13 protein-coding genes are annotated in these 12823 nt (G+C 36.0%); 9 read left to right on the top strand and 4 right to left on the bottom strand.

What is annotated here, in order from left to right; translation table 11 throughout:
* The first annotated feature begins 161 nt into the window (after window positions 1-161).
* Window positions 162-3161, top strand: coding sequence for a YhgE/Pip domain-containing protein (locus tag Q9B79_RS20080; protein WP_306187003.1), 3000 nt, complete (start codon window positions 162-164; stop codon window positions 3159-3161).
* Window positions 3162-3342: 181 nt separating this feature from the next.
* Here Q9B79_RS20080 and Q9B79_RS20075 read toward each other — a convergent pair whose 3' ends face one another.
* Window positions 3343-4062, bottom strand: coding sequence for a hypothetical protein (locus tag Q9B79_RS20075; RefSeq protein WP_306187001.1), 720 nt, complete (start codon window positions 4060-4062; stop codon window positions 3343-3345).
* 309 nt (window positions 4063-4371) lie between these two features.
* Here Q9B79_RS20075 and Q9B79_RS20070 point away from each other — a divergent pair, with 309 nt between their 5' ends.
* From Q9B79_RS20070 to yknW, 3 genes are read left to right on the top strand one after another with little or no spacing between them, the layout of a single operon-like run.
* Window positions 4372-4584 carry a hypothetical protein gene (locus tag Q9B79_RS20070; RefSeq protein ID WP_306186997.1) on the top strand — a complete coding sequence of 71 codons (213 nt, stop codon included), beginning with the start codon at window positions 4372-4374 and terminating at the stop codon, window positions 4582-4584.
* A 38-nt stretch (window positions 4585-4622) separates the two neighbouring features.
* Complete coding sequence (locus tag Q9B79_RS20065) at window positions 4623-4925, top strand: DUF2087 domain-containing protein (RefSeq protein WP_306186995.1); 303 nt, start codon at window positions 4623-4625, stop codon at window positions 4923-4925.
* A gap of 24 nt (window positions 4926-4949) precedes the next feature.
* Window positions 4950-5627: a YknW family membrane protein gene (yknW, locus tag Q9B79_RS20060; protein WP_306186993.1), complete on the top strand. Its 678-nt coding sequence runs from the start codon at window positions 4950-4952 to the stop codon at window positions 5625-5627.
* A gap of 55 nt (window positions 5628-5682) precedes the next feature.
* Here yknW and Q9B79_RS20055 read toward each other — a convergent pair whose 3' ends face one another.
* Window positions 5683-6186, bottom strand: coding sequence for a DinB family protein (locus tag Q9B79_RS20055; protein ID WP_306186990.1), 504 nt, complete (start codon window positions 6184-6186; stop codon window positions 5683-5685).
* A 92-nt stretch (window positions 6187-6278) separates the two neighbouring features.
* A complete protein-coding gene (locus Q9B79_RS20050) occupies window positions 6279-7220 on the bottom strand; it encodes a helix-turn-helix transcriptional regulator (protein ID WP_306186987.1) in 942 nt (313 codons plus the stop codon).
* A gap of 197 nt (window positions 7221-7417) precedes the next feature.
* Between Q9B79_RS20050 and Q9B79_RS20045 the strand changes: the two genes are divergently transcribed.
* Entirely contained in the window at window positions 7418-8431 is a 1014-nt protein-coding gene (locus Q9B79_RS20045) for a LacI family DNA-binding transcriptional regulator (RefSeq protein WP_306186985.1), read from the top strand.
* A 39-nt stretch (window positions 8432-8470) separates the two neighbouring features.
* Here Q9B79_RS20045 and yhfH read toward each other — a convergent pair whose 3' ends face one another.
* Window positions 8471-8599, bottom strand: a complete 129-nt coding sequence (gene yhfH / locus Q9B79_RS20040; RefSeq protein WP_000567010.1) for a protein YhfH — start codon at window positions 8597-8599, stop codon at window positions 8471-8473.
* A 180-nt stretch (window positions 8600-8779) separates the two neighbouring features.
* Here yhfH and Q9B79_RS20035 point away from each other — a divergent pair, with 180 nt between their 5' ends.
* The 4 genes from Q9B79_RS20035 to Q9B79_RS20020 all read left to right on the top strand — a co-directional run bounded on the left by Q9B79_RS20035 (window position 8780) and on the right by Q9B79_RS20020 (window position 12818).
* A complete protein-coding gene (locus tag Q9B79_RS20035; protein WP_071758331.1) occupies window positions 8780-9514 on the top strand; it encodes an MBL fold metallo-hydrolase in 735 nt (244 codons plus the stop codon).
* A 9-nt stretch (window positions 9515-9523) separates the two neighbouring features.
* Window positions 9524-10513, top strand: a complete 990-nt coding sequence (gene lplA, locus Q9B79_RS20030) for a lipoate--protein ligase (RefSeq protein WP_306186981.1) — start codon at window positions 9524-9526, stop codon at window positions 10511-10513.
* Between the two features lie 170 nt (window positions 10514-10683).
* On the top strand, window positions 10684-11124 hold the full coding sequence (locus Q9B79_RS20025) for a hypothetical protein (protein ID WP_306186979.1): 441 nt from the start codon (window positions 10684-10686) through the stop codon (window positions 11122-11124).
* 161 nt (window positions 11125-11285) lie between these two features.
* Window positions 11286-12818, top strand: a complete 1533-nt coding sequence (locus tag Q9B79_RS20020) for a fatty acid--CoA ligase family protein (RefSeq protein WP_306186977.1) — start codon at window positions 11286-11288, stop codon at window positions 12816-12818.
* Window positions 12819-12823: the final 5 nt, after the last annotated feature.

Here is a 12823-nt window from a genome sequence, read left to right as displayed (position 1 = left end):
TATTTTAGGGAGGGATAATAGAAATATTCATTTCATAGTAAGGAACAGTTGCATAGTATAAATTCGGGGATAAGGCATATGTATGAATAAGTATAGCCTTTTTGTTTGGTTAAAAATGACCGGATGAACATTTCGGTCATTTTAATAAAGGGGGAGAAATGATGAAAGGAAATCAGTTACTTCGTAAAGAGTTCACACAAATTATAAAAAGTAAAAAAATATTAATTCCAATTATCGCAGTTTTATTCGTACCGATTTTATATGCAGGTATGTTTTTATGGGCCTTTTGGGATCCGTATAAACAGTTAGATGATTTACCAGTGGCGGTAGTTAATTTAGATAAAGGTGCAGTATTTGATGGGAAACCAATTGAGGTCGGAAAAGGGCTCGTTGATAATTTAAAAGATAATACAAGTTTCAAATGGGAATTTGTAAGTGAAAAAGAAGCGAAAAAAGGAATGGAAGATAGGAAGTATTACATGTTAGTACGCATTCCAGATGACTTCTCAAGTAACGCTACAACGTTATTAAAAGATGATCCAAAACCATTAAACTTAGAATATATTCCGAATGAAAGTTTAAACTTCTTATCTTCACAAATTGGCGGAACAGCCATTGAAAAAATTAAAGGTGAAGTATCAAGTACGTTAACGAAAACATATGCAGAGAAAATGTTTGATTCCATTCAAGACGTCTCAAAAGGATTAGCAGATGGGGCGGAAGGAGCAAGTAAACTACACGACGGATCAAGTGAGCTGCATGATGGTTCAAGTAAAGTGACGGACGGCCTTCATACACTTCAAGGGAAGTCTGGGGAGATGAAGGATGGAGTTCAGAAATTAGCAGATGGATCTAATAAGTTACAAGATGGTTCTGGAAAAGTGACAACAGGTTTAAATACGTTAAATGGCAAAACCGGTGAAATGCAGATAGGTATCGGGAAATTAGTAGACGGCTCAGGCAAAGTAACAGATGGTTTACACGTATTAAATAGCAATGCAGGTATCGGAAAATTAGTAGACGGATCAAGCAAAGTAACAGATGGTTTACATGTATTAAATAGCAATACAGGTATTGGGAAACTAGTAGATGGATCAGAGAAAGTAACAGATGGTTTACATGCATTAAATAGCAATGCAGGTATCGGGAAATTAGTAGACGGCTCGGGCAAAGTAACAGACGGTTTAAATACGTTAAATAGTAAAATGGGTGAATTGCGTGATGGATCTGAGAAAGTGACCGGTGGCTTGAACAAATTAGTAAGTAAATCTGGTGAATTAAAAACAGGAACAACTGACTTATCAAATGGTATGGGAAAACTTGTTGAAGGGCAAAGTCAATTAGAGGAAGGTTCTCAAGCGATCCAAAAGGGATTACAAGATTTAAATAGTAACGTACAAAATTCAGCTGCAGGCTTAGAGGAAATGCAGTTGAAAGTTCCTTCTATATTAAATACAGTAAATGAGAAAATAGATGAAGCTGGAGAAAATGTAAATCAGTTACATGAACTTACGCAATCAACAGCAGGAGATGCAAAAAATGCTGCGCAAGAGGTAGCGAATTTACAAAAGCAAATTGAAAGTTTACCAAAAGAATATCAAGAGCAGTTACAACCATTCATAACAAGTGCTGTAAAAAGTACAGCGACAGTTCAGCAAAAAGCTGCCGGAGTAGCAGGTGGAACAAATAAATTAAATGAAGAAGTAAAACAAGTAAAAGGCGAAATACATCAAACAACAAATGGATTGCAAAACAAATTACCGAATCCAGCAGAGATAAAAACTCTGGCAGGTGGTATTGAAAAACTAACGAACGCACAAAATGAATTTGTTAGTAAGTTTCATGGATTTGGTGAGGGGTTAGATAATGCAAAAATAGGTGCCGATAAATTAAAAGATGGATCAGTTCAATTAATTGATGGAGTAACGCAATTACAAAGTGGCTCTGGAAAAGTGACAGCAGGATTAGGTCAATTATCTGCAGGAGTAAATCAATTAGCAGATGGCTCAGGTCAAGTAACAGGCGGATTAGGAACATTATCTGTAGGAGTATCCAAATTAGCAGATGGCTCAGGTCAAGTAACAGGCGGATTAGGAACATTATCTGTAGGTGTAACGAAATTAGCAGATGGCTCAAGCCAAGTAACAGGTGGTTTAGGTACATTATCTGCAGGAGTAAATCAATTAGCAGATGGTTCAGGTCAAGTAACAGGTGGTTTAGGTACATTATCTGTAGGAGCAAACCAAATGGCAGGTGGAGTAAATCAATTAGCAGATGGCTCAAATCAAGTAACAACAGGTCTGGGCGATCTAAATGGTGGCCTAAACAAAATGTCAACAGGCTCAACCCAGCTAATCGACGGAGTAAATAAACTAGCAGACGGATCTGGTAAAGTAACGGATGGCCTCGTAAAAGTAAATGATGGTTCAGGTGAACTTGCTGAGAAACTTGGCGAAGGGGCAGAGAGAACTGGTGAAGTAAAAGGAACCGATAAAACGTATGATATGTTTGCAAGTCCTGTAAAAGTGAAGACGGAGAAAATGGCGGAAGTTCCAAACTACGGAACTGGATTTACACCGTATTTCTTATCACTCGGTTTATTTGTTGGGGCATTACTATTATCTATCGTATATCCATTACGTGATACAGTTGGTGTTCCGAAATCAGGATTTAGTTGGTTTATTAGTAAGTTCGGCGTATTACTATCAGTCGGTATTATTCAAGCGGTAGTAGCGGATGTTATATTACTATTTGGATTAGGTGTAGAAGTACAAAGTATTCCGTATTTCATACTCTTTAGCATTGTTACAAGCTTATCGTTTATCGCATTAATTCAATGTTTAGTAACAGCATTCGGTGATGCAGGGCGTTTCATCGCCATTATCACATTAATTATTCAGCTTACAACGAGTGCCGGAACATTCCCGCTAGAATTGATTCCGAAGTTTTTACAACCATTCAATGCTTGGTTGCCGATGACATACTCTGTATCAGGATTGAAAGCAGTTGTATCAAGCGGAGACTTTAACTTCATGTGGCAAAACATAGGAATACTGATGATTTTCATCGTTGCATTATCACTTGGAACAATTGCTTCCTTAACTTGGATGCACAAACGACAATTTAGAAATATTGCGGAAAACCAATCGATTGAAGCATAGAAAAAAGCACCTTTTTGGTGCTTTTTTTATCCCGCATTAACGGGCAGTAAGATCCCCACCTCAAAATTCAGCGGAAGCAAAGAAGTTAGGTGGGGGATCAACTGCCCGTAAAAGCCCGATTGGTTCAACTAATAATCAGTGGGGGATGAACAAACCCCCCACTGATTAAAGTTTCACTTTATTAGCTTTGTTTTATTGGTTGAGAAAGTTCATTTGTTTTTCTATTTTTACGGAAGAAGTATATAGCAATACTTATAAGAATAATTGTAGCTACAATCCAAACAAATGGACCATATTTTTCAGCAAAAGTATATAGTTTCATGTTGCTGGCAATGTCCTCTTTTGTTTTTCCTATTAGAATTTCAGAGCCACTATAACCTTCAAGTGTATCTCTTTTTTTTATGCCAAAAATAAGAACGTCTGATTTGTTTTCTATTCCGGTGTATCGGTATCCTTTACCTTTAATTGTTAATTGGGTATCATCCTTTTTTAGTGAATAGTCTTCGGCAGAAATATCTTTTCCTGAAAGTGTAATTGGTTCCATCGAAAAACGGATTTCTTTTAATGCAGGAAGAACCTCATTGTTTAGTAAGAGATGCTTTGCAATATGTTTCTCTGTATCAATGTTTATCCAATTTGCTTTTCGTCGTTTATACGTATTAATTTCAAGGAGTGCGAATTCTTTATTTTGAAGTTTTTCCTCTGTAATAGGTTGCGCAGTAGTTAATGCTCCTTTTAATAAAATCACACCGTCTTTTGCAGATTGAAATGAAGAGACTTCTTTCGTTTCTTTTAATGTATTGATAGCACTTCTATAATCTTCTTTTCCTAAAAGAACAGCTCCTGTATGTACGGTTAAAATAAGATATAGAATGCTTACTACTATAATAGCTTTTTTCACTATGTACCCTCCAAAGTATGTATAAGTTAATTATAACATAATTTACCATATTGAATTTATTAATTTGAATAAAAAGTTACAGACGTAAAAGTAATAAATAAATTAAGAGAAGTGTAGATGAGTAAAAATGAAATACATTTGTAAGAAAGATGTACAACTGTACTTAAAGTGGATAAAATATTTTCTTCATAATGTAATGGTTGTTTTGTATCCCTTTTTCTCCTTAATTTCATCATATTTCATGTGTAGCTAAATAAAAGGACAGGAATTACAACAATTTACAGAGAAACATAGAGTAGAGGGGCTGATATGATGAAAGGAAATCTTACTTATTATTTTATCTTAAATCCGCTAATCATCTTTCTTGTTTACGCCCTTTCACCTATCTTGTTTCATAAAGAAAAATATATAAATATGAAAGATGCACTAGGAATACTTGTAGTTTACTATGTGCTAATTAGTGGGTATTATTTTATGGATGTTATTAGTAAAAGAATGAAGGAAAACGGTAAAGACAAATAAAGAGTTTTAGTACATAAAAATCGATGGAGGATAAAAAAATGACTGAAAGTGAAATGAAATTCAGGGATACGACCATTCGTAACTTTTTTGATAAAGAGGGCCGTCTAAAATCGATTCCAGGTCAAAAGAAGAAAAAACTAGTATTGTTAGAGCATTTAATTAGTAAGTTAAATGCGGAGAATCAGTATACGGAAAAAGAAATCAATGCATTCATCAAACAATATCATAACGATTTTTGTACGATTAGACGCGAGTTTATTGTGCAGGGGTTTATGGACAGAGAGGATAATATGTACCGTATAAATGGGAGAGAAGTGTGGACGAAGTGGGAGGAGCTATGAGTGTAATGAGGAAGGGGGATTTTCTTGCAAGCTAGTAGTCTTATACGTGAAGAGATTTCAGGGAAACCATCAATTTTGGGGATGTTTACTTCACCAACACTGCAATTCAAAAGGATGAAGAATCAAAGAAATATATTTTTACCACTCGCTCTTTTAATAGTATTCATTATAGTTTCAAGTGCGTTAATGTCTTGGAATACTTTAAACAATCCTGCGCTTAGTATGTTTCATGATAAAACGGGATTTACTGTACCAAAATACATAACTTTCTTTACCACATTTGGGATTTCTACAGTCAGTGGAATCGTAGCCTTATTTTTTGCGCCTATATTCTATAAAAATATTATGATTTTTTTCGGGGTGGATATTATCTATAAAGAAACCTTTCCTATCATTATTTATGCTTCATTTGTATTACGATTAGGGATGATTTTAAACGGATTAATTGCACTGTCTCTAGGTGGTTATGAGATATCTTATACAAGTTTAGGAACGATAGCAACGGATAATATGGTTTTACATACAATCGCTCAAAGAATAGATATATTTAATATTTGGTATTACATTTTATTAGGTATAGGTTTAAAAACGATTACGAATTTAAATAAAGATAAACTTATTCCTCTTATTATTGTACTTTTCGTTTTTACTAGCTTATTAGCGAGTATGGCTGGATTTATGCAGGAAATATCAAAGCCGTAAAGATAGAAATAAAAAGGTGGTTTGGAAATAGACCAAACCACCTTTTTTTCATTTTTTACACTAAAACTTTTGTCTCCAATCTTTCTTTCTGACGAAGATGATGTGCAAAATGCATAGAAATAAGCTGGAACCATTCTGCTGCATGTAAGTAACCAAGCCCAGGGTGCTTTACTTTACAATCACTTGGAATAGAAGAAAGTGTTGGCTCAATGTCTTTAACAACTGTAATTAATTCTACAATACGTTTTTGTATTTCTTCTTTATTAGAGGGGTTTTCAGGTGTATATCCAGGATGATTTGGTACTTTGATTTGTATATTTGGAAAAGCACCAAGTTTATATACTTTTTCACCCATATCCGTTTTCTTGTTTGTTGCTGATGGTGTTTCAGTTTTACATTTCGCAATGGCATCTAACTGCATATATGTAGAGGCAATTAAATGATTATACATTTGACCAAGAGACCATTCTTCGCTAGACGGCTTCGTCCTAAATTGTTCTATAGAGTACTTTTCTAATTCCTCTATGTAGTACGTTGCTAACTCTTCAAATTTCTTCATATCACTAACTCCTTTTTATGAAAATGTATTTGTTACTACCTACTATAAAGAAGTAATGCTGACAACATTATGTCAGTAGTAAAATGCAAAAATTAAAGTTGTAACATTTTCTTTGCTTCATCACGGATTTTTTCAGATAGAACGTTTGGCTCAAGTACTTGCACTTGGCTTCCCCAGCTCAATACCCATTGAAACACTTCATCTATGCTTCTTGATTTTAAAAAGACGTGAAAACCATCATTTCTATGTTCGTATGAATCTATAAAAAAGTAGCGAGATTCAATAATCTTATGTGCAATATGAGATGGGAATAATAAATGAATCATCACAGTGCGATTGCTTTCAGGCTTGTAGTTTTGTAAAGAAAAGTCTTTCGGTTTTGTGAAGAATTCTTGCTCTTGTTGTAATGTCTCCATACGATCTAAACGAAAATTACGTATTTGTTTTCGCAGTAAACAGTGGGCAACGATGTACCAAATTCCTGAAATATTGACTAAGCCGTAAGGATGAACGGTCCGTTTTATTTTTTTAGTTTCTCTCGGTTTCAGATAAGAAAAAGAGATAGCCTGTTCTTTTTGAATAGCTTCTTGCAATAGGAGAATTTGATTTTCCAGCTTCTCTTGTTCCGATTGTTGATGTGAAAATATAGGAGAAAGGAAACGAAAAGTTCCTCGTAATTCCTGGGCTTTCTTTTGTTGATCAGCAGGGAGAACAATTTCAAGTTTCTCTTTTGCTGATCGTGCATGTACAGAAAAAGAAGAAGTGAAAGTTTTCTCGATATAATCACCGCCTAATAAAAGAGTAACAGCCTCTTCAGGCGTAAGTTGAATGGGTGGTAAGAAATAACCATCCATTAATGAGTAGCCGTGGCCGGGCATGGCAAAAAGTGGGACACCAGATTCACTAAGTGCATCCATGTCTCGATAAATCGTTCTTATACTTGTCTCAAATTTTTCCGCTAAGCTTTGTGCTGTAACAGTTTGTCTTCTTTGTAATTCAATTAATATAGCTAATAAACGATCGGTCCGATTCATGAAATATCTCCTTTTATCTTTAATAAATATGCCTCCTGTAAACTTCTAAAACTAATATAAAATTCCCTCCCATTAACATACTTTTCCCTATGTATAATATTAATATAGTAAAATCATAACAACCGATATTGCAGTTTCCAATAATATACTATATAATCAATTTAAGAAAACGTTTTCATGCAAAGGGGGAGAATTTCGTGTCGACTATAGAGGACGTGGCGAAATTAGCGGGGTTATCAAGGACAACGGTTTCTAGGGTGATTAATAATCATCCATATGTTTCAGATGAGAAGAAAAAAAGGGTTCAATTAGCAATGAAGCATTTAGGCTTCGTTCCTAATTCTGCGGCGAGAAGGCTTCGTAAACAAAAGACGGAAACAATTGCGGTGCTAGTTCCAAGGATTACAAATCCTTTCTTCAGTAGATTTATCGAAGCAATCGAGATTGCTGCTTCTGAACATAAATATAAACTGATTATTTGTCAAACAAGATATTTACCGGAAAAAGAGATGGAGTATTTACAATTATTATCTACGAAACAAGTAGATGGGATTATTCTATGTTCACTAGAAAATCAATGGGAAGATGTAGAGCCATACTTACAGCACGGTCCAATCGTGTTATGTAATGAATATATTGAGGAAGCAAATGTTCCAACAGTGAAGTTTGATCATGCGCAAGGAGCATACATAGCTGCTAAGCATGTGTTAGAACAAGGATATCGTAATCTTATTTTTTGTCGTGGAAACGAAACCAAAGTGGTGAGTCAACAGCGAAAAATGGGCTTTTTACGTGCCATAACGGAGAAGAGCCGCCAAGTAGAAGCGATTGACTTTCTTGAAAACGCTTTCTCTTGGGAGGACGGAAAGCGCATATTCCATGAAGTATTAAAGGACAAAAAAAATCCTACCGCGATTTTGGCAGGAGGCGATGAAGTAGCAGCTGGAATTATTTCAGAGGCGAAACGCCATAACTGGAGTATTCCAGATGATCTTGCTGTTATCGGTTTTGATAATCAAATTTTATCACAGATTACAGAGCCAGGTATTACGACAATTGAACAGCCAATCGATGAGATGGCCCGAAAAGTTGTCGACCTGATGATGGATAAAATCCATACGAAAAATTATCGAAAAAAAGAACTGTATGAGTTTGAACTGGAGCTCTTGGTGAAAGGTTCAACGATGAAGGATACGATGTTATTAGCCTAGTAGACTATGTCTGCTAGGTTTTTTTCTGTTCACAAACTACTATTCTTCGTGAACGCAGTCATCACATTTGTTATGGTATGCTTCGTGCTGCTCATCAATTTCTTTCCCGCAGTGCGCACAAGTTTTCGTCGGTAAATTTCTGAAAAACTCCATTGGTTGATCGATCATGTCAATCCCTCCATTTCCATTTCTTACTATCATTGTATTAGTACAAAAAATAAAAGTCAACAACTGTTTTATAACAAAATTGAAAATTAATGAAAAAGTTTAGGAAATGGATTATAGTTAACAATGTAGAATGTAAGTGAAACATGCATTCCTACTCGGTTTTAGAAAGGATGGATACATATGAAAATGACTGTTGTCGGCTTTTGGGGCGGCTTTCCAGAAGCGGGAGAAGCAACGTCGGGGTATTTGTTTGAACACGATGGTTTTCGTTTACTTGTAGACTGTGGTAGTGGTGTACTAGCACAGCTTCAAAAATATATAACACCGTCTGATATAGATGCAGTTGTACTGTCGCATTATCATCACGATCATGTTGCAGACATTGGGGTATTGCAATATGCGAGATTAATTACAAGTGCGACAAAAGGGCAACTACCGGAATTACCAATATACGGTCATACGTTTGACGAGAATGGATTCCATTCTTTAACGCATGAACCACATACGAAAGGAATCGCGTACAATCCAGAAGAAACACTTCAAGTTGGACCGTTCTCGATTTCATTCTTAAAAACTGTTCATCCTGTTACATGCTTTGCGATGCGTATTACAGCTGGTAGTGACGCTGTAGTATATAGCGCTGATTCCAGTTATATTCCTGAATTTATTCCATTCACAAAAGATGCTGATCTTTTCATTTGTGAGTGTAATATGTATGCACATCAGGAAGCGGCGAAAGCAGGGCATATGAATAGTACAGAAGTGGCAAGTATTGCGAAGGATGCGAATGTAAAAGAACTTTTATTAACGCACTTACCGCATACAGGCAACCCATCTGATTTAGTAACAGAAGCAAAACAAATTTTCAGTGGCCATATTACGCTAGCGCATAGTGGCTACGTATGGAACTCATGAGGTGATACGATGTTATTTATTGATAATAAAGGAATTACAGATCCTAGAATAAACTTAGCAATTGAAGAATATTGTGTGAAGAATTTAGATATTAACGAAACATATTTACTGTTCTACATTAACGAACCTTCTATTATCATTGGTAAAAACCAAAACACAGTAGAAGAAATTAATGCTGATTACGTAAAAGAAAAAGGGATTCATGTCGTTCGTCGTCTATCAGGCGGAGGCGCAGTATATCACGATTTAGGAAACTTAAACTTCAGCTTTATTACGAAAGATGATGGAGACAGTTTCAGCAACTTCAAAAAATTTACAGAGCCTGTAACGAAAGCGCTTGGTAAATTAGGCGTAAATGCAGAACTAAGTGGTCGTAACGACATTTTAGCTGAAGGTAGAAAAATTTCAGGTAACGCGCAGTTCTCAACGAAAGGTCGTATGTTCAGTCACGGTACGTTACTATTTGACTCTGAAATCGATCACGTCGTATCAGCGTTAAAAGTAAAAATGGATAAGATTCAATCAAAAGGTATTAAATCAATCCGTAGCCGCGTTGCGAACATTACAGAGTTCTTAAGCGAAAAAATGACGACTGAAGAGTTTAGACAGCTTCTTCTAGAAACAATTTTCGAAGAGGAAACAGAAATTCCGACGTACGAATTAACAGAAGAGGATTGGAAAGCAATTCATAAACTTTCTGAAGAGCGCTACCAAAATTGGGACTGGAACTACGGAAAATCTCCGAAGTTCAACTTACAACATTCACACCGCTTCCCGGTTGGACAAGTTGACGTTCGTCTTGAAGTGAAAAAAGGAACTGTAACAGAATGTAAAATTTACGGTGACTTCTTCGGTTCATTAGATGTGCATGATATTGAAGAGCGTCTAACAGGTGTACAATTTGATAAAGATGCATTCACTGCAGCTTTAGAAGGCGTAGATATTAAACGCTACTTCGGTAATATTACAACAGAAGATTTCTTACATTTATTCTTCTAAAAATGAGAGAGGTTGTCATAAAAGGCAGCCTCTTTTTTGCGTAAATCGTCACGGTTTGTCGGTAAGTCGATATATTTTAAAAATCATTGATATAATTTCATATACCATAAAATCACAGTACATTTGCCTCTTATAAAGGAATATATATATTCAAAAGGAGGCGGATTGAAATGAGAAGGGTAATGTACGTTGTATTACTGCTCAGCTTCGTCATCGGAATGACAGCCTGTAACGATGAAACTTCCTCAAGTCGCATACTTTTATCTATTGGAAAACCAGCGAAAGATCATGTTATATATTTTACGCATACAGATAACAAACGAAAGATAGATGATATACAAACTATGTTTCAAAATAAGAAGTGGAAAAGAAATGAAACGTTTAGTACGGTGAATAAAACGCCAGATCTTATCTTGTCGATAGATGAGGACAATACTGGGTTACCGACGTTATATGTTACATTGTTTTTTCATGAAGATGGAGCGGACGTTCTTAACTTGTACGGGGAGTATACGAGCTTAAATAAAGAAGAATTTGAAATGCTGAGAGAAATGCTGAGAGAAAAGATGAGTGCATATTATCCTGAAATGATTTTAGCACTTGTTTCATAAGGTGCTAACAAATGAAATTCCCTTATCCTTCCAAAGTAAACTAAGAGAAGGTGATCTGTGTATATGCAGTTAATGGAATAACACTTGCCACTTTAATTTTCTTTTAATATAATTAATTTAGAATTTTTAAATATTCTAAATTTTATAAAGGTGGGGTTTGTGTGAATCTCGTTCAATCTTTGGCTGAAACGGCGAAAAAGAAGGGGGATAAACCGGCTTATATATTTATGGATCAGTCGGTCTCATATGACCAATTAAACAAAATGGTCACAAGGTTTTCTAGCAATTTAGCAGCAATGGGCATTGGAAAAGGGGACAATGTCGCATTAGTTGTTGGAAACTCACCACATTTTTTGGTCGGTTTATATGGAACAATGAAGACTGGAGCAACTGTCATTCCAGTTAATCCAATTTATACAGCAGACGAAATGCATTATATTTTACAAAATGGAGATGTAAAAACAATCATCATACTCGACGTCCTTCTACCTGTTATACAATCTCTTGCAACAAGACTTCCTTCACTTGAAAACATCATCATATGCGAAACCTCATCAGATTTTAACCAGACAGAAACCGAAAAAATGAAAACGTTTACGACAATGATAGGGACTGGAGATGTAACTTACGAAGGCCCAGAGCTAGATGAAGAAGATGTAGCGGTTATTCTATACACTTCGGGCACAACTGGAAAACCGAAAGGCGCTATGTTAACACATAAAAATTTATATAGTAATGCGAACGATGTGGCGTCTTATTTACAATTTACTGCCGATGATCGCGTCGTTGCGGCACTGCCGATGTTCCATGTATTTTGTTTAACAGTGGCGGTCAATGCACCGATTGTGAACGGGGCGACTATTTTAATGTTACCGAAATTTAGCCCGAAAGAAGTATTCCGTATTTGTCGCACGTACGAACCAACGATTTTTGCTGGCGTACCGACGATGTACAATTATTTATATTTATTCGAAGAAGCGAGCGCGGAAGATGTGAAGACACTTCGCCTTTGTATTTCAGGTGGTGCGTCAATGCCTGTTGCTCTTCTGCAAAACTTTGAAAAACGTTTTGACGTTATTGTTTCAGAAGGATACGGTTTATCAGAAGCATCACCAGTTACTTGTTTTAACCCGCTAGATCGTCCGCGTAAACCAGGATCAATCGGCACAAATATTTGGCATGTAGAAAACAAAATTGTAAACGAACTTGGGGAAGAAGTACCTGTCGGTGCAGTCGGTGAATTAATTGTTCGCGGGCCTAACGTTATGAAAGGATATTATAACGCACCGGAAGATACAGCAGCGACATTAAAAGACGGGTGGCTGTATACAGGAGACTTAGCGAAAATGGATGAAGAAGGTTACTTCTATATCGTTGATCGTAAAAAAGATATCGTCCTAGTTGGCGGTTATAACGTATACCCTCGTGAAGTAGAGGAGGTATTGTACACACACGAATCTGTAGCAGAAGTTGTTGTAATCGGTGTTCCTGATGAAAACTTAGGAGAAGCAGTGCGAGCTTACGTCGTTTTGAAACATGCTAACGTAACAGAAGAGGAACTTATGCATTATTGCACATTACATTTAGCGAAATATAAAGTACCAAAGAGTATCGAGTTTTTAACAGAATTGCCGAAGAATACAACGGGTAAGTTGTTAAGAAGAGCATTGAGAGAAAAAGCGATGCAAGTATAAAAATA

This window comes from Bacillus sp. MHSD_36 (assembly GCF_030757775.1).
Classification (GTDB): domain Bacteria; phylum Bacillota; class Bacilli; order Bacillales; family Bacillaceae_G; genus Bacillus_A.
Note: the sequence above shows the minus strand (reverse complement) of the source record. Positions and strands in the feature narration are given on the sequence as shown.